Origin of the sequence: Winogradskyella pulchriflava (assembly GCF_042434315.1) — a bacterium.
Classification (GTDB): domain Bacteria; phylum Bacteroidota; class Bacteroidia; order Flavobacteriales; family Flavobacteriaceae; genus Winogradskyella; species Winogradskyella pulchriflava.
The window spans coordinates 176,084-199,742 of record NZ_JBHLTQ010000007.1 but is presented as its reverse complement, the minus strand read 5'-3'; the positions used below and the strand labels follow the sequence as shown (position 1 = coordinate 199,742).

At 33.3% G+C, this 23,659-nt stretch carries 22 protein-coding genes; 7 read left to right on the top strand and 15 right to left on the bottom strand.

The genetic code is table 11. The annotated features are described in order from the left end of the window. Window positions 1-21: 21 nt before the first annotated feature. From ACFFGA_RS14405 to ACFFGA_RS14385, 5 genes are all read right to left on the bottom strand, one after another. On the bottom strand, window positions 22-1,221 hold the full coding sequence (locus ACFFGA_RS14405) for an ATP-grasp domain-containing protein (protein ID WP_386065030.1): 1,200 nt from the start codon (window positions 1,219-1,221) through the stop codon (window positions 22-24). A gap of 57 nt (window positions 1,222-1,278) precedes the next feature. Beyond that, on the bottom strand, window positions 1,279-2,691 hold the full coding sequence (locus ACFFGA_RS14400; RefSeq protein WP_386065029.1) for a leucyl aminopeptidase family protein: 1,413 nt from the start codon (window positions 2,689-2,691) through the stop codon (window positions 1,279-1,281). 2 nt (window positions 2,692-2,693) lie between these two features. Then, on the bottom strand, window positions 2,694-3,467 hold the full coding sequence (locus ACFFGA_RS14395; RefSeq protein WP_386065028.1) for an alpha/beta hydrolase: 774 nt from the start codon (window positions 3,465-3,467) through the stop codon (window positions 2,694-2,696). 115 nt (window positions 3,468-3,582) lie between these two features. Beyond that, window positions 3,583-4,245: an ABC transporter ATP-binding protein gene (locus ACFFGA_RS14390; protein ID WP_386065188.1), complete on the bottom strand. Its 663-nt coding sequence runs from the start codon at window positions 4,243-4,245 to the stop codon at window positions 3,583-3,585. A gap of 51 nt (window positions 4,246-4,296) precedes the next feature. Then, window positions 4,297-6,753, bottom strand: coding sequence for a DUF5916 domain-containing protein (locus ACFFGA_RS14385; protein ID WP_386065027.1), 2,457 nt, complete (start codon window positions 6,751-6,753; stop codon window positions 4,297-4,299). A 207-nt stretch (window positions 6,754-6,960) separates the two neighbouring features. Here ACFFGA_RS14385 and ACFFGA_RS14380 point away from each other — a divergent pair, with 207 nt between their 5' ends. Beyond that, window positions 6,961-7,239 (top strand): hypothetical protein, encoded by a 279-nt coding sequence (locus tag ACFFGA_RS14380; RefSeq protein ID WP_386065026.1) that lies wholly within the window; start codon window positions 6,961-6,963, stop codon window positions 7,237-7,239. 28 nt (window positions 7,240-7,267) lie between these two features. On the opposite strand, the gene ACFFGA_RS14375 is transcribed toward ACFFGA_RS14380, so the two are convergent. The 8 genes from ACFFGA_RS14375 to ACFFGA_RS14340 form a co-directional block, all read right to left on the bottom strand. Further along, window positions 7,268-9,502 carry a TonB-dependent receptor gene (locus ACFFGA_RS14375; RefSeq protein WP_386065025.1) on the bottom strand — a complete coding sequence of 745 codons (2,235 nt, stop codon included), beginning with the start codon at window positions 9,500-9,502 and terminating at the stop codon, window positions 7,268-7,270. Window positions 9,503-9,544: 42 nt separating this feature from the next. Continuing rightward, on the bottom strand, window positions 9,545-9,886 hold the full coding sequence (locus ACFFGA_RS14370; protein ID WP_386065024.1) for a hypothetical protein: 342 nt from the start codon (window positions 9,884-9,886) through the stop codon (window positions 9,545-9,547). Continuing rightward, window positions 9,883-10,377: a DUF6787 family protein gene (locus tag ACFFGA_RS14365; protein WP_386065023.1), complete on the bottom strand. Its 495-nt coding sequence runs from the start codon at window positions 10,375-10,377 to the stop codon at window positions 9,883-9,885. Before ACFFGA_RS14365 ends, ACFFGA_RS14370 begins: the two co-directional genes overlap by 4 nt. A gap of 28 nt (window positions 10,378-10,405) precedes the next feature. Then, the gene (locus ACFFGA_RS14360) at window positions 10,406-10,843 is read right to left on the bottom strand and encodes a DUF6146 family protein (protein ID WP_386065022.1); all 438 of its coding nucleotides are present in this window, start codon (window positions 10,841-10,843) and stop codon (window positions 10,406-10,408) included. 206 nt (window positions 10,844-11,049) lie between these two features. Continuing rightward, window positions 11,050-11,685, bottom strand: coding sequence for a DUF937 domain-containing protein (locus ACFFGA_RS14355; protein WP_386065021.1), 636 nt, complete (start codon window positions 11,683-11,685; stop codon window positions 11,050-11,052). A 167-nt stretch (window positions 11,686-11,852) separates the two neighbouring features. After that, window positions 11,853-12,803 carry a D-2-hydroxyacid dehydrogenase gene (locus ACFFGA_RS14350; RefSeq protein WP_386065020.1) on the bottom strand — a complete coding sequence of 317 codons (951 nt, stop codon included), beginning with the start codon at window positions 12,801-12,803 and terminating at the stop codon, window positions 11,853-11,855. A 118-nt stretch (window positions 12,804-12,921) separates the two neighbouring features. Continuing rightward, window positions 12,922-13,983 (bottom strand): 3-phosphoserine/phosphohydroxythreonine transaminase, encoded by a 1,062-nt coding sequence (serC, locus tag ACFFGA_RS14345; protein WP_386065019.1) that lies wholly within the window; start codon window positions 13,981-13,983, stop codon window positions 12,922-12,924. Window positions 13,984-14,060: 77 nt separating this feature from the next. Further along, window positions 14,061-15,119, bottom strand: coding sequence for an acyl-CoA reductase (locus ACFFGA_RS14340; protein WP_386065018.1), 1,059 nt, complete (start codon window positions 15,117-15,119; stop codon window positions 14,061-14,063). A gap of 76 nt (window positions 15,120-15,195) precedes the next feature. Between ACFFGA_RS14340 and ACFFGA_RS14335 the strand changes: the two genes are divergently transcribed. The 3 genes from ACFFGA_RS14335 to ACFFGA_RS14325 all read left to right on the top strand — a co-directional run bounded on the left by ACFFGA_RS14335 (window position 15,196) and on the right by ACFFGA_RS14325 (window position 18,127). Continuing rightward, window positions 15,196-15,549 carry a 4Fe-4S dicluster domain-containing protein gene (locus tag ACFFGA_RS14335; RefSeq protein WP_386065017.1) on the top strand — a complete coding sequence of 118 codons (354 nt, stop codon included), beginning with the start codon at window positions 15,196-15,198 and terminating at the stop codon, window positions 15,547-15,549. Window positions 15,550-15,749: 200 nt separating this feature from the next. Further along, on the top strand, window positions 15,750-17,195 hold the full coding sequence (locus ACFFGA_RS14330; RefSeq protein ID WP_386065016.1) for an amidohydrolase family protein: 1,446 nt from the start codon (window positions 15,750-15,752) through the stop codon (window positions 17,193-17,195). Beyond that, on the top strand, window positions 17,192-18,127 hold the full coding sequence (locus ACFFGA_RS14325; RefSeq protein WP_386065015.1) for an FAD-dependent oxidoreductase: 936 nt from the start codon (window positions 17,192-17,194) through the stop codon (window positions 18,125-18,127). The genes ACFFGA_RS14330 and ACFFGA_RS14325 overlap by 4 nt, the downstream gene beginning before the upstream one ends. An 11-nt stretch (window positions 18,128-18,138) precedes the next feature. On the opposite strand, the gene ACFFGA_RS14320 is transcribed toward ACFFGA_RS14325, so the two are convergent. Continuing rightward, window positions 18,139-19,098: a helix-turn-helix transcriptional regulator gene (locus ACFFGA_RS14320; protein WP_386065186.1), complete on the bottom strand. Its 960-nt coding sequence runs from the start codon at window positions 19,096-19,098 to the stop codon at window positions 18,139-18,141. Window positions 19,099-19,397: 299 nt separating this feature from the next. Between ACFFGA_RS14320 and ACFFGA_RS14315 the strand changes: the two genes are divergently transcribed. Further along, window positions 19,398-19,892, top strand: a complete 495-nt coding sequence (locus ACFFGA_RS14315; protein WP_386065014.1) for a DinB family protein — start codon at window positions 19,398-19,400, stop codon at window positions 19,890-19,892. 35 nt (window positions 19,893-19,927) lie between these two features. Continuing rightward, window positions 19,928-20,146, top strand: a complete 219-nt coding sequence (locus ACFFGA_RS14310; protein WP_386065013.1) for a hypothetical protein — start codon at window positions 19,928-19,930, stop codon at window positions 20,144-20,146. A gap of 74 nt (window positions 20,147-20,220) precedes the next feature. Here the strand turns inward: ACFFGA_RS14310 and ACFFGA_RS14305 are convergent, their stop codons facing one another. Beyond that, on the bottom strand, window positions 20,221-21,354 hold the full coding sequence (locus ACFFGA_RS14305; protein WP_386065012.1) for a carboxypeptidase-like regulatory domain-containing protein: 1,134 nt from the start codon (window positions 21,352-21,354) through the stop codon (window positions 20,221-20,223). Window positions 21,355-21,723: 369 nt separating this feature from the next. Here ACFFGA_RS14305 and ACFFGA_RS14300 point away from each other — a divergent pair, with 369 nt between their 5' ends. After that, complete coding sequence (locus ACFFGA_RS14300; RefSeq protein WP_386065011.1) at window positions 21,724-23,559, top strand: AIPR family protein; 1,836 nt, start codon at window positions 21,724-21,726, stop codon at window positions 23,557-23,559. Window positions 23,560-23,659 lie beyond the last annotated feature (100 nt).

Here is a 23,659-nt window from a genome sequence, read left to right as displayed (position 1 = left end):
AACAGCTAGAACCAAACAACCTTATTCCGACTTGTCAGGCGCAGGCAAACTCGCATGGAATTCTTTACCAATACGTTGTGTATATAAATCTAACAACTCTAAAACACGTTCGCTGGAATCTGAAACTACAATTAAGCCAATATGCCAAGCTTTGTCCATTTTCCAAACAATTTCTTTGTCAGTAAAACTTGAAGTGTCAGGATGTTCAAAGCGACTTAAAGACACCACAATACCAGCATATTGATTGTTAATTTTCGGAAGTTTGTATTTTTTACCTCTAAGATTAGCGGTTTCAATTTTTGCCCATTCGGCCCAAAGATTCACACCAGAAGCGTATTCTACCATTTCGGCTAAATTAGCTCCGCCAACACGAGAAGAAGTTTCAAGGAAATACAATTCTCCTGTGGCTTTAGATTGAATAAATTCTGTATGCGAAGCACCGAATTGCATTCCAAAGGCTTTCATGACATCAGCATTCATTTTTTGTAAACCTTTTTCAACCTTAGAACCAATTTCTGAACTTGCAGACCTAAAAATTCCACCACCATGAGCAACTTCAAAAGGTGTGTCCAGATATTTACTAACTCTAGAGAAAGCTACTTTTCCATCCACATTAAGACCATCGACATGATAAACATCACCAGGAGCAAACTTTTCTACTAAATAATTGTCGCGCTCATCACCTAAGTCATTGACAACCTGCCACAATTCGTCTTTACTATGTATTTTTTTAATTCCTGTTGCCGAAGCTTCCATTCTTGGCTTTATTAACCAAGGAGGGCTCACTTTATCCGCATAAGCATTAATGGTGTCGTTGTTGAAAAGGTCTGTAAACTCAGGGACATTAACACCTTCTTCTTTAGCTTTAACACGCATGGCGAGTTTATCCCTAAAGTAATGTGCTGTTGTTCTTCCCATACCTGGCATTCTAAAATGCTCACGTAAGAGTGCTACCTTTTCTACATCAAAATCATCAAGCGCTACAAAGCGATCGAACTTTATGGTTCTAAATTTATAAGCTATACCTTTGGTGACATCATTCTGATTCCATTCTTCAATATAATATGCATCGTCAATGCTTTCCCATGGCCATGGATCGTGTTCTAATTTTTTCTTTGTTAGTAAATAGACATTATTGCCTTCGGCCTTACAGCTTTTAAGAAAATCTTGACCTTTAAAATAGGTAGAAATACAAAGAAAATTTAGTGGTCGATTAGCCATAGTAATTACAGTTGATTGGTTATAAATATAATAACAATCAATTTACAAAAACTAAAATTACTTTGAAGCTTTAGACTTAATAAATTCAGTGATTAATTGAATTCCATAACCTGAAGCACTTTTCATTTTTGCATAAGGTGAAGAACCAAAAGAAACTCCAGCAATGTCTAGATGCATCCAATTTTTATGGTCTTCGGTAAAAGCTTCTAAAAATTTAGCTGCATTTGTTGCTCCGGCTAACGGATTTCCACTAAAGTTTCTAATATCTGCAACATCACTATGTAAATCACTTTCGTAATCCTCGAACATTGGTAGTGGCCACACACGCTCGTGAACTTTATAACCTAGGTCAGAAGTTGTCTTTGCCATGTTTTCGTTATTAGTAAACATTCCGGCTGCATAGTAACCTAAAGTTCGTACTACACTTCCTGTTAAGGTGGCTAAATCGATAAGATATTCGGGTTTTATTTTCTTTACAGCATAACTTAATCCATCTGCTAAAACCAAACGACCTTCTGCATCAGTATCAATAATTTCAATGGTTTTGCCAGAGTAGGAGTTAATAACATCACCTGGTCTATAGCTTTCAGCATCAACAGCATTTTCGGCAGAACAAACAATGCCTACAATATTAATTTTCAGTTTCAGTTTTGCTACCAATTCCACAACTCCTAAAACTACTGCAGCACCTCCCATATCACTTTTCATGTAATGCAAGTTGGTTGAGGGTTTGATGGAAAGCCCACCAGAATCGAAAGTTATACCTTTACCGACCAATGCAATATCTACTTTTTTGCTCGATTTTCCGTTGTACTCGTTAATGATAACTACAGGTTTATTCACGCTGCCTTTACCTACAGAGAGTACAGCGTCAAAACCTTGTTTTTCGAGTTGTTTGTGTTTTAAAACCGTGCATTTGTAATTGGCTTCTTTTGAGGATTTCTCTGACCAATTACCTAAAAACTCAGGTGTTTTAATATTTGGTGGCGCATCTACTAAAGCTTTTATTTTATTGATGGTTTCACCTGTATATTTTCCTTCGTCCAAAATCTTTTTAATGGATTTATTTGAAGCAAACGTTACTGATGTGTGCTTTGATTTTTCTTTTTTAGATTTGAATTCACCAATCTCATATTGAGCCATTTCTAGACCAATAACCGCTTTTCTAATTTCATCTTCATTTAGGTCTTCGGCATAAACTTGAATCGTTTTGTCCCAATATTTTTTTGTCTCAAAAGCTACCTTTTGAAAAGTGTTTTCTAGTTGCACACTATGTTTTTCTTCGCCTAAACCTAAAAGATAAATTCTGTTTCCAGTACTACCATAAAGTAATTGATAGGTTGAAAAGCTACCATCAAAATCTGGCTTATCAATTGGTAAGAAATCTTTTATAGCATCAAGTTGATCTTTTCTGCATGGTAGAATGAAATCTTTTGATCTATCTAATGTTTTAGTGTGCTTATAAGTCATAATCATGAATTAAAATATAGCCATTTTACGGCTTTTGGAAATTCTTCGCGCCAATGAACTTCAGCGTGGCTTCCTTCTTCGTTAATAGAAAAGTGAAAATCGATATGGTAACCTTTAATCATTCTCTCGGTAATGATACTTCCTAACTTTTGGGCATTAGGTAAGTGTTCATTACTTTCTTTTCCACCAGCGTAAAGATAGATTTTTGATTTCTCAAGAGGTTTAAAAGTCTTCGTGTGATTAAAAATCGTCTTTGAAATCCAAAGACTTGGTGAAAAAATCATCATTTTACCAAATACGCCTGGATTTTGAAGACCTGCATGCAGACTAATTAGTCCTCCCATTGAGCTACCACCAATACCAGTATGTTCAAAATCTGTCAAGGTTCTGTAGTGGTTGTTGATATAAGGGATTAGCCTTTCAATCATAAACTGAATGTAAAAGTTGCCTTTGCCTTCTCCAAAACGTGGATGATAATAAGGTAAGTATTCGCTAATGCGTTCATCATCACCATGATCTACGGCAATAATTATAAGATCACCAAGACCTTCCTCTGCCAATTTCGCCATAGACTTGTCAATAGCCCAATCTCCATAGGGAGCTAGAGGATTAAACAAGTTTTGTCCATCCTGTAAATAAAGTACTGGATAGCGTTTGTCTGTTTCGTAATAATCATGTGGTAATAATGCTGAGATTTTTCTTGTAGCATTAAGATGTGGAATTTCGTAAGCTTCTTCTAAAACTTCTATTATAGGTTCGAACTCCGTCACTGTCATTTAATTATGTTTTTAGGGATAGCGAAAATAATGATTTATGGTTTTAAAAACCATAAAAACTTAAACAGATATTAACAAACATTTAATGCTATGTTAACGATAAGAATTGACAAGTTTAAGTCACTATTTTTCCATCAACCATAGAGAGTTTTCGGTCAGCCATATCAGCTAATTCTTCGTTATGAGTAACAACTACGAAAGTTTGTTTAAACTCGTCCCTAAGCTTAAAGAATAACTTATGAAGTTGCTCGGCTGATTCACTGTCCAAATTTCCTGAAGGTTCATCGGCAAAAATGATATTTGGTTGATTAATCAAGGCTCTAGCTACTGCAACACGTTGCTGCTCACCACCAGACATGCTGTTTGGTTTATGATGAATACGTTCACTTAACCCTAAATAATCGAGTAGTTCTTTAGCTCGATTTTCTGCTTCGGCTTTTGGTGTATTGTTTATAAAAGCAGGAATGCAAACATTTTCTAATGCTGTAAATTCTGGTAATAATTGATGAAACTGAAATATAAAACCTATGTTTTTATTTCTGAATTTGGCCAAGGCTTTATCGTTCAACGATTTTATGGATTGGCCATTTATGATTAACTCGGTATCCTTTGTATAATCAGGTTTGTCTAATGTACCTAAGATTTGTAATAATGTAGTTTTACCAGCTCCAGAAGCACCAACAATAGAGATTATTTCACTTTCAGAAATAGTTATATCTACACCTTTTAAGACTTGAAGATCTTTGTAGGCTTTCTTAATTTGCTTGGCTGAAATAATGGTTTTGCTCATTAAGCGTGAAAATAATACTTAATGCTTTAATGTACAATGTTAGGAAGCAGATTTGTTACGTTTAAAGACAGATTTAATACCATTAAAATCTATAAAGTATTGTAAACGTACAGATAGTGTATGTTGCATTGGTTGATCAAAAAGGGTGTTTAAACTTTCTGAGTAGTTATCCATCGACATTGTATTGGAATTAAACAATTGATTTCTGTATAAAGCCGTAAGGAAGCTTCCAGGTGCAAATTGCCATGAGTAGCTTAAATCTATATTCCAAGTACTAAAGTTAATATTAGGGCTGTTATCTATTGTATCTACCGTATAACCAGATGCTGTAGTTAAACGTCCATTATCTAATAAAGTAAATAATTCATTATCGTAAGTTACAGTATCCCAATAATGTCTAAACGTTAATGATACTGTATTAAATGGGTTAAATGTATAATTAGCAGAAATACTATTGGTTAATCCTTTGCGGTTACGCTCTCCAAATATAGGTTGGTCATCTATTCGTGTAGCATAGCCTCTTGAGCCATTAGATACATTTAGATTTACGCTATACACCATTAAAAACTTATCGTTAAATCTAAACCTAGGACTTAAGAATAAATTATATCCAAATAAATCTCTACCATCTTCAAATATCTTGAACATATTTGCATTAACATCGTAGGCAAATTTTTTATTATAGTTTGAAGAGTAATAACCACCTGTACTTACAATATTTTCATAGATAAAATATCTGCCATCTCTAGATTCAAAATAATCGTATTGTTTACCAGGTTCTATATCTAACCAAATTCCATAATTGTTTAAAGTTTTGTTTTGCGCGTTGTACTCTGCGCCAAAATTAGTGCCAGTATATGTTCCTGGATTGGCAAGATTTTTATAATTAATGTAAGCATTAACACTGTAATTATTTAGGTTTCCTTTAGGTTCAAAAATCCTATAGGATACATCTGCACCAAAGTTGTTGTAGTTGTTTCTAAAAATAAGACCAAGGTCATTTATATTGTACTTGGTATCAGCAAAACTGTGATCAAAACTATAACGGAAATTACCATGCGATTTTCCTATATAAAAGAATGTACTATAACCTGTTTCATTGTCATCAAATTGAGGGTTAACATTACTCATTTTTGCTTCACCAATAATTCTATAAGTGTTGCGTTTATTCTGTAAATTGGCAACTAATGCCGTTACATTAGCATCTCTAAAATTGCCTTCTCTCATAACGTTAGTATTAATTAAACTAACTGATGAGTTGCCATTAAATTGTTGGTCTACAACAAGTATGTTATAATTAGCAAAAGGCTCAACAACTTCTTTTCGTTTTTCATTAGTTGTTGTATTGGTAATGGTAGCTTCAGTTTTTTCTGTAATGGCATTAAAAATACCGATACCTAGACCTTTTTTAGTTCGCCCAGAAACTTTTATAGCATTCAATACCTTAACCTCATGTGGCACATTGGCTACTTCATCGTCAGCTAAGTTCAGTCGACCACTTGGTCTGTTACCAACACGTCGAGAAAAGAACAAATTGCCTTTAGAAAATAAATCGACTCCTTCGGTAAAAAATTGACGTTGCTCAGAAAATGTCTGCTCAAAAGGACCAAGGTTTAGCGTTACGTTATCAAAACCAGCTTGGCTAAAATCTGGGACAAGTGTAGCATCTAATGTAAAATTATCTGTAAGTCCATATTTTACATCCATACCAAATGTTAAATCTGTATCTGTATTGCCATCGTAATTATTAACTATTCCGGTTGAAAAAGGGTAGAGGTTAAGCCTTACAGGTGGTTTAATGTCTTTTAATCCTTTTAATTCACCGTGGTAAATCCCAATATTTCCTTTTGTAGGGTCAACAGGATTCCAAGTGTATTGTGAGCGTTCTCTCCTAAACTGTCTATGAAATTGTAAACCCCAAGTTGGTTCTTCTTGGTCTGCAAATCGTAAAGCTCTATATGGGATTTTTACTTCTACTATCCAGCCATCATTTACAATCTTTACAGCGCTTTCCCAGACGGCATTCCATCCAAAATCTTCACCAATAGTTGGGTTTGCAATGGCATCTGCTTGTTGACCTGAACTGAAAATGAAAAACTCTGTATCATTTTGTGCATCATTATTTGGATTAATTATAATGCCTAAAAAATCATTTTGCCCAAAATTATCCCTACTTGTAAGCTGCTTCATAATCTTTGCAGGGTCATCATAAAGATATGCAGCAACATAGATAGCTTGGTTATCGTAGGTCATTTTAATTTCCGTTCGTTCCTCTGGTGGACGTGTATCACCAATTTCTGGTCTAAAAGAAATAAAGTTAGTAGCTACATCTGCATTTTGCCATGCGGCATCGTCTAAGATACCATCGATTTTGGGTGCAATATCGGTACGAGCAATGGATAGTGATTTTTTGTCTTTAGGTACTGCGTCTTGTGAGTTGCAAATTTTACAATTAAAAAATAGCAATAGAATCAATGCGGTTGAACGGAAATACATAATTGATTGATGATAGTTAGTATAGTGTTAAGGACATAAAAAAATTGCTTTTGTTACACTTTAACACTACAAAACTAAGTTTTGAAGCCTATAGACGCTCTTAATTAAAAGTTAAAAAGCCCTTGGATATTAGGATATAACTTGACGAACTGTCAGAAATTTATGCTTTGGAATGCTTATTGCTTTATTCTTAAATAAAAAATATTAATGAAAAAATACCAAAAACTTTTACTGGGCTTATTATTTGATGCGCTTGGTTTTGTATCATTTTTAATACCAGGAATAGGTGAATTTTCTGATGTCATTTGGGCACCTGTTTCCGCTTGGTTAATGACTAAGTTGTATGCAGGGAGAACAGGAAAAATTGCAGGAGTCATAACTTTTGTAGAGGAGGCGTTACCAGGTTTTGATGTTATACCAACATTTACATTAATGTGGTTATATACTTATGTTTTTAAAAAAGAGAAGCCTGTTGTTAAAACATAAAAAAAGCACTCATTTGAGTGCTTTTTTTCTATAAACTATAAGTTATTCCAATATTTATATTTCTTCCCATATTTAGAATACCATCTGGTTTTAATCTGGATAAATGATGTATATATTCAGTATCTAAAAGATTTGTTGCAGAAAGCATTACATCCATCTCATTATTAAATACCTTGAATGTGCCACCAATACCAGCACTTAATAAATTGTAGGCATCGCTAGTGGTTTCAAACGTGTTTACATTGTTTTGTGCAAAAGTTGAACGCAACTTTACAAATGCATAACTCTTTTTAATTATATTGGAATTAAGCTCTACACGAACTGTGTTCGTTAGAGAATTTGCAGGAATGAGTGGTAGGTATTCATCATTGTCTTGTTTACCAGTAACGGTTTCAAAACTACTTTCAAAATGCAACCAATCTAATGGATGCGGATGTAAGTGCAATCCCAATTCACCTCCATAAAGATTTGCATTTTCTTGTTGATATAAGAATACAGGATCATCATCAATAAACTCACCATTTGGAGCTAAAAAGATATAGTTATTAATCTTATTATAGAAAGCGTTGGCGTACAACTCTAAATGTTCATTTTTATACTCTAAAGCTAAGTCGATTTGAAAATTTTGTTCATTTTTTAGGTCTAAATTTCCAATTTCATATCTGTTAGTGCCTTCGTGTGTACCATCAGAGCCTAGTTCAGCTAAGTTTGGAGCTCTAAAGCCCGAAGCTAAATTTAATCTTGCAGTTACTTTATTGAATATGTTAGTTTTAAATCCTATTGCACCATTAAAAGCATTAAAATCTTTATCAGCAAAATTTTCAATTTCAATAGTTCTATAATCGTACCGTGCACCTAACTGAACATCTACAGCTTCAAAATGAATATGTGATGTAGCTAAAACTCCAAAATCATTTGTTGTTGCATTTGGTATTAATACTTCCTCACCATAATTAGTATTTGTTTGGTTCATACCTTGAACACCTACAATGGTTTCGAACTTGCCAAGCTTTGGTAAATTGTACTTTACATTGTAGTTAAATGTTTTTAGTTTCATGTTTAGTGCCGCTTCATCGTGCTCATCATGCTCTTCTTCTTCGTGCTCGTCTTCGTGATCATCCTCATCTTCATCTTCGTCATGATGGTGATGTTCTTCAAACTCTTTCCTGTTATTGTAAACGTAACCTAAGACAACATCTAAGCTAGAATTTTTAAAAAACAGTGTTGATTTTGAACTAAAAATATGGTTATCAATATTTTGATATGGTAGTAGAGGTGTTCTGTTGGTAGATTGCTCACCAATTTCTTCTGGTAAACCCAGTTTAGCATTATTTAAATTATAACGAAACTCAGTTTTAAATTTTGAAGCCTGATACCCAAAACCTGCTTTAAAATCCTGTTCTCTAAAACGTGTATTTGTTACGTTGTACTTTTTTGTTTCGTAATCTGAATGTTCTGTTAAACTACCTCTAAACAAGAATTTAAAACCATTTGCAGACGATTTATAACCAGCATTTGTGGAGTAACCTTTTGTATTGCTAAAATAATTTAGTGAGGCATCTGCTGCAGATGTATTCATATCGGCAAAACGCTCTGGATTTAAGTAAAGCACACCACCAAGCGCATCGCTTCCATAGAGTAGAGAAGCAGGTCCTTTTATAACTTCTATACTTTCTATACCAGCAGCATTAATACCTAACCCGTGCTCATCACCATACTGTTGGTTTTCTAGTCGTACACCTTGTGTGTAAACCAACACACGATTAGAGCTTAAACCTCTAATTACAGGTTTTCCTATGCTATTACCAGTACTAATGCTTTCTACACCAGCAATGTTTGTTATGCCTTCTGCAAGTGTTGGTGCACCAGACGCATTGAGTTCCTTTACCTTTTTCTGCTCAACTTTCATCACATTTTCACTTTGCAATTTGTGAAAAGGTGTAGAGACTATTATTTCTTCCATTTCTATGGCAGATTCTGATAATAGTATTGATAATTTCGCTTCTAGAGGTGTTGTTATAATTAATGATTTTGTTTCGTAGCCAATTGCGGAAACAATGACTTTAAAAGTTCCGTTAGTAATTTCTAATGAAAATTCGCCATTTTCATCGGTTGTTGTTCCTGTTTCTAATTCAGGAAGATATATGCTTATATATGGAAGCGGAGTATTTGAGTTTTTGTCTAATACGTTTCCGTTAATAATATTTTGTGAATATATGCTTGCGCTAAATAAGCACAATGCAATAAATAGTAATCGATTCATTGTAATGATTTAATAATTAAAAAAAGTTTGAACTTTGTGTTATTAAATCAATTGAGGAGGACCTCTAAGTGCTATTTGTAGTTTTTGAAAATCGCTAACAAACTCATATTGAGAAGCAGTGATTTTAAAATTATTATTAATAGACACTAAGGTTATTGGAGATAATTTAGTGTAATACTGTGTGGATAATTTAAACTTATAAAAATCACAATCTAAGTCAGATGCGTGAAAGTGAGTTTGATGTGTTGAGTCCGAATTACAAACCTCATGAGTATGATGATTAAAGGCGTGCGTTAACTTTACTACAGAAGGTAACAGAACAGCCAGCACGAGTATAATAGCTAGTGTTTTAAAAATTGATGACAATAGTGTTTTGTAATTCAATCTATAAACTGTTTTAATCCAAATCTTCGTAACATTTTCTTTTCAAATTCCCAGAAAAACTTGAATTGACCAAAAAGCCAACCAAAGGCCAATAATAGAATTTGATAAAATATGAGCCCAATAATAATATATAAAAACCAATAAACAGGAGGGTTTAAGTTTTCTTTAGTAATTCCGAAAAGTTTTATTATCGGTTTACCAATAAATAAAGAAGAAGAACCTGTAATGGCAAATACTATAAATACACGAATCATTTCCCATTTATAGTCTAATATCCATTTTTTTTCTAGTTTCTTAAATATGAATAAGGTGAGTCTTAATAAGCTATAAAAAACAGGAATTGTAGCAACAATTGTATAACTTATGTTATAGTCTTTTAAAAAAGCATTTGATACCTTAAAAGCAGAATACCCTAAACCAACTAAACCTAAAAAGGGAAATATCAACTGCCAATTGTGTTGTATTTCCCATTGTTTTTTAAATGTTTCCATAGCACTCTAAAAGTGCTGCAAATTTAAGCTAAATTCTTGGAGCAAATGCAGACAAACGTTGATTATATTTTATCTGAAAATATAGAAAATAGTTATAAAGCTTGTAATTAACCTCGTAGCCATAATCGGTGTGAGTGTCATAATCTATACGTAACTCATATAGGTTTGGGTCATACTGTTGTGGTTGTAAATTTCTCTGGTTCCAAGCTTGTACCAAAATAGCATTTCGTGACTCTAAATATTGTTGCGAATGAAATCCTCTAGGTCGTGCTGTACCTGCTAACCAAGCATTAAAACCTGGTTCTATTATAATAATTTCGTAATCTGATTCGTCACTGCTAATAGAAACTGTGTCATTTTCTACTAAGCTGTTATCGTTTCCATTATTTATGATTTGACTGCTGTTATACGATTTACAACTAGCAATAAGTGCAATAAGGATAATAAATGGGATAATCTTTTTCATAATACTAAAGATATTAAAAATTTGACTGTTATGTGTTGATTTTGCTTTCATTTAACACTACAAACCAAATCATTATCTAAATAGTATGAAAATGATAATGCGTAAATGTTATGTTTGATTGAGTAAACCTAATCTTAATTCGAGAGATTATGCAATAAAAAAAGCAGCTCATAAGAACTGCTTGTATAGTTAAATAGGTAAGAATTTTATTTTCCAAATAGACCTCCTAAAAGACCACCTAGACCACCTTTTTTCTTTGCTCCTCCAAGTACCATGCCTGCAACATCATCAATAACACTTCCATCTCCATCTGCATCAAGTATTTTTTCTAAGAAGCTTTGCTCATTTCTAGTGTCACTACCTCCAAGTAATCCACCTAGAAGACCACCTAAGTCACTTTGAGAGCTTACATTGTTTTGGCGAGCTTGTTGACCTAAAACACCCATTAAGATTGGTGCAGCAACTTTTAAGATATTTCCAACAGAGCCAGCATCTAAACCAGCTTTTTGACCAATAATTTGCTCAACACCTTGTTTTTTTTGACCTAAGATATGTCCAAGGATTTTATCGCCATCGGTTTTAACCTCCTCATCAACTCCGCCACCAAATAAACCACTAAGGTTATCTAATATGCTACCATCATGCTTGCTATTTAATGCACCCATTAAACCTTGAGCTCCTTCTGGAGTAGAAGCATTACGCTCCATAGCTTTCATAAGTACAGGTAATGCCATAGTTAAAACACTACTTGTTTTGTTTTGATCAGTTCCGGTAGAACCAGAAACACCGCTAATAATGGTTTTTCCTAAATCACTGTTTAATAAGTCTAAAATTCCTGCCATTTGTTATATATAATTAAGATTAATAAAATTAAGCATTTCAAGGTACAAAAAAAGTCCCACAATAGTAGGACTCATTTTATTCGATTTGGTCACATTTTTAAAAGATTATTCAAAAATTTTTAATTATGAAAATCATTTAAAACTGTTATTCCTGTATAGGCAGGAATCTAACCAAGAATAGAAATTATCTGTTCAGCCAGTTCTGTACCAATTCTGTCTTGTGCTTCATTGGTTGCTGCACCTGTATGTGGTGTTAACGATAAAGCAGGATTCATTAATAACTGAACTTCAGGTTTTGGTTCTTTTTCAAAAACATCTAAAGCCGCTCTAGCAACTTTTCCACTTTCTATAGCTTTCACTAAAGCCACTTCATTTATAACTCCACCACGAGCTGCATTAGCTAAAATGACACCATCTTTCATAAGGTTAAACTCAGCTTCATCAATAACATAATCTTTTTGAGCTGGTACGTGTAAGGTTAAGAAATCTGCTTGTTTTAGGACTTCTTCTTTAGAAATTGTTTTAATTTCAAAATTAACTTTCTGTCCATCAAAGAATTCTAACTCTAAATCTGCTTTCTCCATAAAAGGGTCAAAGGCAACAACTTTCATTCCTGCACCTAAAGCAACTTTTGCTGTAGCCTGTCCAATACGACCAAAGCCTAAAACACCTAAAGTTTTACCTTTTAGCTCAGTACCTTTTGCGTAAGCTTTCTTTAAACCTTTAAAGTTAGCATCACCTTCTAACGGCATATCTCTGTTAGAGTTGTGTAAAAAACGTGCTAAGCCATAAAAATGACCAAATACCAATTCTGCAACAGAATGCGATGATGCTGCTGGAGTATTAATTACATGTAAACCTTTGCTACGTGCATATTCAACATCAATATTATCCATACCAACACCACCACGACCTATAATTTTTAGGCTAGGGCAGTTGTCAATTATATTTTTTCTTACTGTGGTAGCACTTCTTACTAATAAAACCGAAATTTCATTTTCGTTTATGTAATTTTCTAATTGCTCTTGCGCTACTGTTGTGGTAATTACTTCATAACCTGCAGCTTCTAATGCGTTAATACCACTTTGAGAAACTCCATCGTTTGCTAATACTTTCATATTCCTATCCCTAACCCTTTCTAAAGGAAAGGGAACTGTTCGGGCAATTTTATTGTTAATATTTATTTTTCATTTCTGTCTCGTCTTCCTTCCCTTTGGGAAGGATTGAGGATGGGTTTTATGCTTTACTTTCTAGCTCGCTCATTACTTCTACAAGTGCCTTAACACTATCTAGGGTTAATGCATTGTACATTGATGCTCTATAACCACCAACACTTCTGTGACCATTAATACCATTGATACCTGCTTCTTTGACCATGGCATCAAAAGTTTCCTTTAAATTTTCGTTTTCTAGAGTAAAAGTAGCATTCATAATAGAACGGTCTTCTTTTACAGCGTAACCTTTGAATAAAGGATTTAAATCAATTTCAGAATAGATAAGTCTAGCTTTCTTTTCGTTTTCTTCTTCAATGGCTTTAATACCACCTAAATCTTTTAACCATTGCATAGTTAACATAGACACATAAACTGCAAATACAGGTGGAGTATTAAACATACTGCCTTTACTGATATGCACTTTGTAATCCATCATTGAAGGAATTTTACGCGATACTTTACCTAGAATGTCTTCTTTTACAACCACTAAGGTTGTACCAGCAGGACCCATATTTTTTTGTGCTCCAGCGTAGATTAAATCAAATTGTGAAAAATCTAATTGACGCGAAAAGATATCACTACTCATATCACATACCATTGGTATTGGTGAGTTAGGGAAACTTTTCATCTGTGTTCCAAATATGGTGTTATTAGATGTACAGTGGAAGTAATCATAATCCTCAGGAATGTCGTAACCCTTTGGTATATAGTTATAGTTAGCACTTTTAGAAGAACCTACTTCGTAGATATCATCATATATTTTAGCTTCTTTAATAGCTTTATCTGCCCAAGTTCCTGTGTTTAAATATCCAGCTCTCTTTTCCAAAAGATTTAAAGCAACCATTAAAAACTGTGTGCTTGCACCACCTTGAAGAAACAAAGCTTTGTAGCCTTTACCTTCTAGACCCAATAACTCTAATGCTAAAGACCTTGCGTTTTCCATGACATCTACAAATGGTTTGCTACGATGCGAAATTTCTAAAAGAGATAAGCCTTCGTCAAAGTTTAATACTGCAGCAGCAGCTTGTTCCATTACAGATTTTGGTAATACACACGGACCTGCGCTAAAATTATGTTTCTTCATGATATAGTTATTTTTAAGCAGCTACAAAGGTGCTAATTAATTGGGTATTATTTGTTACGAAAATGATAATTTTTAGGCTAAATTTTCAACAAAAATTCAACAGTATCAACGTTATCTGCATAATCCCAAAGTTGAGGCTTTTGGGTTTCGCCAAACTTAATTTCATTATTAGAAAATCCATGGGCAACTATACACTGAATCTTATCTGAATCTATCTGGAGTTTTTTCTGCAAATCCTCTATGCTTTCATAATATTCATAAAACAGCGTTGCAATAGGCGAGGCATAGCTTTCATCTTCCTTAACCATCATAAAACCATTCTCTAGCATATCAAATTCGCTCATTAAATACACTGCCTTGTTGTAATCATAGTTATTAGCGTATTTGGCTTCATTAATAATTGGGTGCCATTTATATATGGCATTAAAGAAGGCATCAAAATTGTAGTCTTTTGGAACAAAAAGCTTTGATACATTTCTGCAACCCAAGCCGTAGTATCTAAAGATATCTTCGGATAATGCTTCTAGTTGTTCTGCTGATTCGTTTCCTGTTAAGATTGCGACAGAATTTCTGTTCTTTCTAATAATGGATGGTTTATCTTTAAAATAGTACTCAAAATAACGTGCTGTATTATCGCTACCTGTTGCTATGACAGCATCAAAGTTTTCTAGTTTTTCTTCGGTAAATGATATTTTGCCTTTAAACTCTGGCTCCACAATTTCCATATACTTTGCCAAAAAGGGAAGCAGGTGTTTGTCGTTTGAAGATTGCTTCACTAACACATTATGACCAGAAATAAGTACACATAAAAAATCATGAAAACCAACTAAGGGAATATTTCCTGCCATGATTATGGCAATGGTTTTAGGGTTTTTTATGTTAAAGTTATACTTGCTAGTCCATTGATTAAGGTTATTGTTTGTCAATGAATTAGACCATGATTCTAAGCTGAAAAAAATATTATTTTGAGTAAACCAACCGTTATGTTCTTTGGCCAATTTTATTTGATGTTTAAAGCCATCAAAAAACAAATCATTGGCAATTACAGATTCGTCTTTAATGATGTTATCATTTTTAAATTGAGATAAAAACTGACCTAATTTTGCGAATGCATTAATTCTTTGCTGTAAATCCATAATGGGTTTGGTTATACGAGGTTTTGGCGTTATTTTTGCAATTGCAAAATTACGCAATAAAAAGAAAAATTAAACTATGGCAATAATAATCACAGACGAATGTATTAATTGTGGAGCTTGTGAGCCAGAATGCCCAAATACTGCTATTTACGAAGGTGCTGACGATTGGCGCTACAAAGATGGAACAAGCCTGGAAGGAAAATTAGTGTTACCAAGCGGTAAAGAAGTTGATGCAGATGAAGCCCAAGAGCCTATAAGTGACGAAATTTATTATATAGTACCAGATAAATGTACTGAGTGTGTTGGTTTTCATGAAGAGCCACAATGTGCTGCAGTATGTCCAGTAGATTGTTGCGTGCCTGATGAAGATGTTGTGGAAACTGAAGAAGAATTACTTGGTAAGCAACGCTTTATGCATCCTGATGAATAAACAACGATTTATTTATAGTAAAACAGAAATCCTAAGTTAATAGCTTGGGATTTTTTTATGCTTATTGCTGATTCTCATATAGGTATTTAATTCGATTTTTTTAACTTATTTTTATGTCGCTTAAAAGGCTTTCTATTTGTATTTTCAAAATAAAAAGAGCTAATATTCAGATTTATACAACATTTATAACCTAAAAAATAATGACGAGATTTAAAATTCAGATTTTATTTGCATTACTTTTTTCTATTGTTTCTTGTCATAACAATAAAGAGATAACTTATGATATTGTTATAGAAAACGCTAGAGTTATTGATCCTGAAACTGAAACAGATGCTTTTCTGAACGTTGCTATTAATAATGATAAAATAGCAGAAATAAGTAAGAATAAGCTTATTGGTAAAAAAGTGATTGATGGCACAGGTAAAATATTATCACCAGGATTTATTGACCTTCATGCTCATGGACAAACCAATAAAGAAAATGAATATCAGGCTTTTGATGGTGTTACAACGGCTTTAGAGTTAGAAATTGGTGTGGACACCTTGGCACAATTTTATAAAGCTAGAAAAGGTAACGCCTTATTAAATTATGGAGCTTCCGCTTGCCAACTGGCTTATAGAAATAAGACTATTGCCAATAGTGATCGAGTTTATGAGACTATTTATGAAGAACTTCAGGACTCTGTTGCTGAACAAGCTTTACCAGAACACCAGTTTATTAATCTTCGGAATCGTTTAAAAGAAGCTATTACTCACGGAGCTATAGGTATTGGTATTCCTGTTGGTTATTTGCCTAATGCATCTATAGAAGAAATTACAGATGTGTATGCTTATGCAGGTGAAATTAATGTCCCAGTTTTTTCTCATGTTAGAGAAGGTGGTGCTATTGCTTTTCAACAAGCTATTTCAGATGCGATATTAAACAATACGCAGTTGCATATTTGTCATCTTACCAGTATGGCAAGGAAGGATGTTGATTTTTGTTTAGAAGCAATCGAAAAAGCTCAGGCTTTAGGGTTTTCAATTACAACAGAATTATATCCATATACAGCTGGAAACACAGAAATAGGTTCTGCAATTTTTAATGAAGGTTGGCAAGAGCGCTTGGGTTGTACTTACGAAGATTTGCAATGGGTAGCAACTAATGAACGCCTAACTCCAGAAACGTTCGAATTCTATAGAAAACAAGGAGGATCTGTAATTGTACACATGATGAAGGAAAGCTGGATTGATAAAGTGATGGCATCAGAAGTTTCAATGATTGCAAGTGATGGTGGAGGTTATTCACCAACTGGTCATCCTAGATCTTCTGGTACTTTTTGTAAAACAATTAGGAAATATGTGAATGAGGACAAATTGTTAGACATTAATTCTGCTATTAAGAAAATGACTATAATGCCAGCTGGAGTCATAGAATCTATAGTTCCAGATATGAAACTTAGAGCAAGAATTCAAAAAGGATGTTATGCTGATTTGTTACTTTTTGATGTTAATGAGGTTAGAGATAATGCTACTTATGGTGATGGTTTTGTGAAATCTACAGGAATGGATTATGTAATTATAAATGGTGAAATTCTTATAGAAAATGGTGAAATGCAATCTGGAGTATTTCCTGGAAAGGCCATAAAAAGTGCAGTTAAATTATGAAATCTGCTACAGTCATAGGTTGTGGTATTATTGGTTTAACATCTGCGATTAAACTACAAGAAAATAAACTTAAGGTAACCATTGTAGCTAAAGAAAGTTTTAAAAATACCTTATCTCATAAAGTAGGTGCAATTTGGTTTCCTTTTGAGATACAACCAAAAGAAAAAGCCAATCGATGGGCAGCTCTTGCTTATAAAACCTATCAAGATGATGTAAAAGATGGTAATGGAGTTGCTTTTATACCCTTTATTACTAGCTATAATGATCATAGTAATACAGATTGGGTACATCAGTTACCTAAAGCATCTGTTAAAGAAGCTTCATCTTCTGAGTTGCCGAAAGGTATACGAAAAGCTTTTGTTTCAATCGTTCCGCTGGCTGAACCACAGTTATATTTACCTTATTTGTTTCAACGTTTTTTAGATAATGGAGGTGTATTTAAAGAAAAAAAAGTCACTAGCCTTCAAGAAGCAGCAGCATTAGATGAGTTAGTTGTTAACTGTACTGGCTTAGGTGCTAAGCAATTATGCAACGACAAGGATTTACAACCCATGCGTGGACAAATTTTACGTTGTAAAAAAATGAATATTCCGTCTTATGCAGATTCAACTAAAAAAGGGGCTTTAAGCTACATTATTAATAGGAGTGAAGACTGCATTCTTGGTGGTACAGATTATGATAATGATTGGAATATCAATGTAGATCTTAACGATACTGAATTAATAAAAGAGCGTTTCTTAAATATTAGTCAATCTCAAAAAGCACCAACTATTATTGAAGAAATTGTAGGTTTAAGACCTAAAAGAAGTGCTGTACGTTTTGAATTTGACAAACACTTTCCCAATATTTTTCATAATTATGGACATGGAGGTGCAGGATTTACTGTGGCTTGGGGTTGTGCTATTGAATTGGTTGAAATATTAAATAATTAAGTGGTGTTTATTCAAAGTCGCTCAGCAGCTCTTTTTAAAATAGCTTTAATGTCCTGTTTTAAACTTTCGGGTTCAACGATTTCCGCATAATCAGCAAACATAATATACCATCTTGCAAAACCGTCTTTAACATAAGGTGTCATAAAAGTCATTTCTACATGATTGCCAATAGTTTTTTCTGATATAAAACCATGCCTTGCTTTTTGGTTGCTAATAAACCTAGCTACTGATTTATCCACTAATATCACAACCTTAGTCTTGGGTAATTCAGTTTGAGATTTGTTTAGATGGTCCTCTAAGTTACCATGCGTTTTAGTAAATGGAATAGCAGTTCTTTTAATATCTAGCATCCTGTCGGTTCTAAACTGTCGGTAATCATTTCGGTAATGGCAAAAACCTAAGAGGTACCAAAAATTATTTTCGTGATATAAACCTACAGGTTCTATATGTCGCTCAGAAGGATGTTCGCTTTGTAAGGAATGGTATTTTAAGTAAAACTGCTTGCGTTCTGCAATGCTTTCAAACAAAATTTCTAAGGCATTGGGCAAATCTTTATTAAATAATTCCTGCGAAGGATCTACAGTGATTTGATTTTCTAACGTAGAAATCCAATCCTTTTCACTGCCTCTTAATACAGATTTTATTTTCAGCATGGCAGACTCGTGGTAACTGCCAAGGGATTTATCCACATAGTTTTGCATTAATTTTTCGGCAGCGACAAAGCTGCTCGCTTCTTCTCTTGTAAACATTACAGGAGGTAAGCGGTAACCTTCCATTATAGAATAGCCAACACCAGCTTCGCTTATAATAGGAACACCAGAGGCTTCAAGCGTTCTAACATCTCTGTAAATGGTACGTAGACTTACATCAAATTTGTCGGCTAATTCCTGAGCCTTAACAATACGCTTAGATTGCAACTGTACTAGGATAGCAACAATACGATCGAATCGTTTAATGGTGTCTGTACTCATAATGGCATAACATATTTCCCAAAGATAGGATTTAAGATTTATTTGTTTTTTTAAATGGTTCTTCAGTTTCATCATAGCACTACACTTTTTTTAATGCTATTGGTTGATTACTACAAAGAACTAAAGTCTAGGTGACAACCCTTTGTCAGTAGGTAAAAACAGAGTTTTAATTATTTGGTTAATACGCTGTAAATGAATTGATTTAAAATAAATTGTAGTATTCAAAATTACTACTGACATACTGCTGTCACAAGGTGCGTTTACATTTGCTGTATCAATAATTAATAAATCAAAATATTATGGAAACTACAGCAAACATTAGTGTATCTCAAATTATTTCGCCAACAGAATTATTAGAGCATTGGCAAGGTCACAGACGTGTAACGCGTCGTACGATTGAGGCTTTTCCAGAAGAGGCTTTTTTTAATCATACTATTGGTGGTATGCGTCCTTTCTACAAAATGGTAATGGAACTTTTAGCGATTGCAGAGCCAGGACTTAAGGAAATTGTTCATGGTACTTCGGAGCACTTTGATGAAGACTTTAAACACGATAACAAAAAAGAAACGTTTCTAAGACTTTGGGATGAGGCTACTGAAGCAATTAATGAGCTTTGGGCAAAAATTAAACCAGAGCAATTTAAGGAAACCATTACATTGTTTGGCCAATACGAAGGTACAGTGTATTCACAAATCTCTTACTTTATTGATAATGAAATACACCATAGAGCACAAGCTTACGTGTATCTTCGTTCTCTAGGCATTGAGCCACCACTGTTTTTTGTACGCGACTAGTTTTTAGTTTTTTAAATTATATAAATTCAGGATAAATGAAAACAGTATTAGTATTTAAGACGTCTATCTCAAATAATGAAGAGGTAAGAAAGCTTAATCCACTTTTAAATAAATTAATGAAGAAAAGTGATGTCTTTAATTTCGATTTAGATGATTGTGATAATATTCTTAGAGTAGAAACCAGCCATCTACAGCCAGAATCAGTTTTGGGATTGTTAGGTATGCACGGTTTTTATTGTGAAGAGCTTCATTAATACTGAATCTATAAAACATAAAACCCGAAGCTTTCACTTCGGGTTTTTTATTTGTTGTAATTTAAAAAATCAATTTATTCAACAGGTACTTTCATATCTGCCAATTCAAACACCATATATTGCATTAAGCGTTCTACGGTTGTAGCGTCTGTTGTGTTATTTTCAGTATGAAATGAAGAATATAATACTCCGCCATCTCCATGTAAAAACGTGTAAGCTAAATGCTTGTCTTCGCTTATACCATCATATTCAACAGGTCCGTAAAGCCAAGGAAGTACTGTAGCTTGGTCGTAAGTATCTACAACTTGCCAACCTCCTAAAAACTCATCAATGGTTACTGTACCGTTTGGAATTTGAATATTAAAGTTAAGTGCAATCCAGTCTATAAGGTCTTCATTAAGAATTTGAGCATCAGTAGAAAGTGAACTTCCGCTTTTATAAGGGTCATAAAAGCTCATGTATTGATTGCCACCAACTGTAATGTCATTTAAATAGGTGTAAGCCCAATCCGTAGCATAGAGTAATCCACCATTGTTTACATAATCGGTTAGGTTGTTGCTATAGTCTGTTTTAGACTCATTAAGTCCACAGTTTAAGAATATAATATCATAATTAGCTAAAAGTGCTGGTGACTCAATAAAATCTCCAAATCCAAAATCTACGTTTGGCTGTAGGAATGGATTGTTTCTATTTGCAGTTGCGTTTTCACGATGATGATTGTGGTTAGAATTACGATCCGAAACATCATATCCGTCAATGATATCAAAAAGTGGTTCTTGTGTTACAGGATCTACCAAACCAATATTGTATAGCACGTCTTCAATGTGGTCCCAACTACCTGTTACTACAGCAATAGAAGGCAATTCTGAAATTGGAATACTATCCAAATCTAAAGTCAACGCATCAATAAGATCTGCAAGTGTAACCATTGTAGAGGTTCTAAATGCACCTTTAGAAATGGTAAGCTCGTAATCGTCCTTTGCAAGTTCGCTAAGTGTAAATTTACCTTCACTATCAGTAAAAGCTTCTTTAACTAGAACATCATCTTTAAACAGTTTTACATTAGCTTTAGAGACTGCGTCTAAACCGTTTGGTGTTACAAACTTTCCTGAGATGCTATAATCTCCAGAAGCCTCACCATCTGGCTTATCTTTAGAGCAGGCAACAATAAGAATGAGGGCAAATAGAAGTGAGATTGATTTTTTCATTATGATTGGATTAATTGGTTTAATATACTCATAAGATGTGTAAAAGGCAAAAGGGTTGCGTTACATCTTTCTAAATATGAAACAGTTAAGATGGTGTTTTTCCTACTTTTATAATTTTAGAATACATTTTTTGTAACATAATATTGCAACATTCTAGTAACTACTAGTGCTATAATAGTTTAAAAAAGAATAAAAGGAAAAAGCTAATGAAGGCAATCCTTAGATGAATTGCGTAGTTCTACGTATTGATTTTCTGTTTTAAAAAGTTTAACTTCGCTTACTTGTGCTGAACTAGTTTCAGTAACGGTGGATATAAATCATTGAAACGGATTCATATCCATGAACGTTGTGCCTAATTAGAAAAAAAATATGAACTGTAAACTTTTTATCGATAGTTATTTAAATAAAATATCTAAAAAATTCAACATCAACCTAGATGATGCGTTTGAAGTTTTTTCCATTTCTGCAATTCTAGACAGAAGTTTTGATGAAGTTTATGACAACATATTAATTAAAGGGAACGAAGACGGAGGTATTGATGGAATTTTTTTCAGTGAAGATTATGGTAACTATACAATGCATATTTTTCAATGTAAAAACTCAAAAAAAGTTGGACAAAATCAAATAGAAAAGTTTAGAAATGATTTTAGAGAAATATTTTTCAACGGAAACAAATCAAATAAACTGCATATATCAGGACTTGACAAATCAATAGAAAGGTTTAGCCATATTATTACTTCTGGTAAGATGATAGATTGTAAGCAATATTTTGTTTACAACGGAAAATATGATGACTCTAAATATGCCTCAAATAAAATGTTGACAGATAATTTTCATATTGAAGATGAATTTGAAATTTGGGATTCTAATGATTTGTATAAAAAAATAAGGAGATTAGTCACATCTCTTAACAAAAGAAAACAAATCAATTTTGTTTTTAAACCAGAAAACTCTAATATAACTTCTAAAAAAGACAATCAGGGTTTAATTAGTTTTTCTATTTATCAAGTAAAAGCAGCTATTTTCAGAATTCCTGCAAAACAATTATGTGAATTACTTGACCTTGAGAAATCGAAAAATGACACATTTGAAAAAATATTTGCAGAAAATATCAGGGGCTTTTTAGGTAAAAAGAATTTAACGAATGAAAAAATACTCGAAACAATAAACAGTGATAAAAACGTTTATTTTCCTTTCCTAAATAACGGAATAACAATTATCTGTAATGAGTTTACTTTACCTTACAATCCGCAGTTAGGAACTTATAATTTACCAACCAAAAATCCTGTAATTGTTAATGGTCTACAAACTACATATATTCTTTATCAAGAATACTTAAAAGACGAGAACATACTTGATGATGTTTACATTACTATTCGTTTATATGAAACTGAAGATCCTGAACTCGTTGAACTAATTACTGATGCGACCAACACGCAAAGTGCAATTGGATTTAGGGACAAAATTAGTAATAAGAAATTCAACATTTATGCGAAAGAGCTTTTCGAAAATAAAGGGATTGGATATATAACTAAGCGAGGTGAAGTATTCGTAAACAATAGTGATACACTTACCAAAACAATTCACAACACATCCTTAATTCCCTTGTGGTATTCTGCGTTTTATGAATCACCACACATTGCATTAAGTGCACCAAAACTTATGTATAAAGAGGTTTTTCAAGCAACAAATAAATCGGAACACCAATTATATGAAATCTTAAAAGGTGATATTGATTCACCTTTCTATAGTCAATTGTTTTTTGTTTATTCATTAATAGAAATTTTTAAGTCGGAATATAGAAAAAGTCAAGACTCTGTAGATTCTGAATTTTCTACAAAATTTGATAATTTATTGAATGTAGGTGAAGAATATATAGTTTACCTGCTTTACAAACTAATCGATGACGAGTTGGAAGGAGACTTTAAACTAGTAACTAACGAAGTCATTAACAATGCTATATATGAATTAGTAGAAATAGTATCAAAAACTAATTATGAACCAAGTAAGTTTAGTAATAAAGGAGCTTTTATAAATAGCATTATAAATACTCATAACCTATCAGGAAACATCAGAGAACTACAAACTCACTTTCGAACTACTGAAAATTATCTAGAACTATTTGATGGTTATATTAATCAATCAGAAATTGTTGAAAAAATAAAGAAGACAAAAGTGAATCTTGATAACATTGAAATTAACTAGGCACAACAATGGCTATAAGTAATTGCTTGTTATCGCCTACTTCTGAAAATCCGTGAGGATTTTCAGTTTGGTGCGTACTTGCAAAGTTAAGTGCTAAACC

Excerpts from the sequence above, each read along its gene's own strand:
- ACFFGA_RS14405 (WP_386065030.1), bottom strand. The coding sequence starts at position 1,221 with ATGGCTAATCGACCACTAAATTTTCTTTGTATTTCTACCTATTTTAAA.
- ACFFGA_RS14400 (WP_386065029.1), bottom strand. The coding sequence starts at position 2,691 with ATGACTTATAAGCACACTAAAACATTAGATAGATCAAAAGATTTCATT.
- ACFFGA_RS14395 (WP_386065028.1), bottom strand. The coding sequence starts at position 3,467 with ATGACAGTGACGGAGTTCGAACCTATAATAGAAGTTTTAGAAGAAGCT.
- ACFFGA_RS14385 (WP_386065027.1), bottom strand. The coding sequence starts at position 6,753 with ATGTATTTCCGTTCAACCGCATTGATTCTATTGCTATTTTTTAATTGT.
- ACFFGA_RS14380 (WP_386065026.1), top strand. The coding sequence starts at position 6,961 with ATGAAAAAATACCAAAAACTTTTACTGGGCTTATTATTTGATGCGCTT.
- ACFFGA_RS14375 (WP_386065025.1), bottom strand. The coding sequence starts at position 9,502 with ATGAATCGATTACTATTTATTGCATTGTGCTTATTTAGCGCAAGCATA.
- ACFFGA_RS14365 (WP_386065023.1), bottom strand. The coding sequence starts at position 10,377 with ATGGAAACATTTAAAAAACAATGGGAAATACAACACAATTGGCAGTTG.
- ACFFGA_RS14360 (WP_386065022.1), bottom strand. The coding sequence starts at position 10,843 with ATGAAAAAGATTATCCCATTTATTATCCTTATTGCACTTATTGCTAGT.
- ACFFGA_RS14355 (WP_386065021.1), bottom strand. The coding sequence starts at position 11,685 with ATGGCAGGAATTTTAGACTTATTAAACAGTGATTTAGGAAAAACCATT.
- ACFFGA_RS14350 (WP_386065020.1), bottom strand. The coding sequence starts at position 12,803 with ATGAAAGTATTAGCAAACGATGGAGTTTCTCAAAGTGGTATTAACGCA.
- serC (WP_386065019.1), bottom strand. The coding sequence starts at position 13,983 with ATGAAGAAACATAATTTTAGCGCAGGTCCGTGTGTATTACCAAAATCT.
- ACFFGA_RS14340 (WP_386065018.1), bottom strand. The coding sequence starts at position 15,119 with ATGGATTTACAGCAAAGAATTAATGCATTCGCAAAATTAGGTCAGTTT.
- ACFFGA_RS14335 (WP_386065017.1), top strand. The coding sequence starts at position 15,196 with ATGGCAATAATAATCACAGACGAATGTATTAATTGTGGAGCTTGTGAG.
- ACFFGA_RS14330 (WP_386065016.1), top strand. The coding sequence starts at position 15,750 with ATGACGAGATTTAAAATTCAGATTTTATTTGCATTACTTTTTTCTATT.
- ACFFGA_RS14325 (WP_386065015.1), top strand. The coding sequence starts at position 17,192 with ATGAAATCTGCTACAGTCATAGGTTGTGGTATTATTGGTTTAACATCT.
- ACFFGA_RS14320 (WP_386065186.1), bottom strand. The coding sequence starts at position 19,098 with ATGAGTACAGACACCATTAAACGATTCGATCGTATTGTTGCTATCCTA.
- ACFFGA_RS14315 (WP_386065014.1), top strand. The coding sequence starts at position 19,398 with ATGGAAACTACAGCAAACATTAGTGTATCTCAAATTATTTCGCCAACA.
- ACFFGA_RS14310 (WP_386065013.1), top strand. The coding sequence starts at position 19,928 with ATGAAAACAGTATTAGTATTTAAGACGTCTATCTCAAATAATGAAGAG.
- ACFFGA_RS14305 (WP_386065012.1), bottom strand. The coding sequence starts at position 21,354 with ATGAAAAAATCAATCTCACTTCTATTTGCCCTCATTCTTATTGTTGCC.
- ACFFGA_RS14300 (WP_386065011.1), top strand. The coding sequence starts at position 21,724 with ATGAACTGTAAACTTTTTATCGATAGTTATTTAAATAAAATATCTAAA.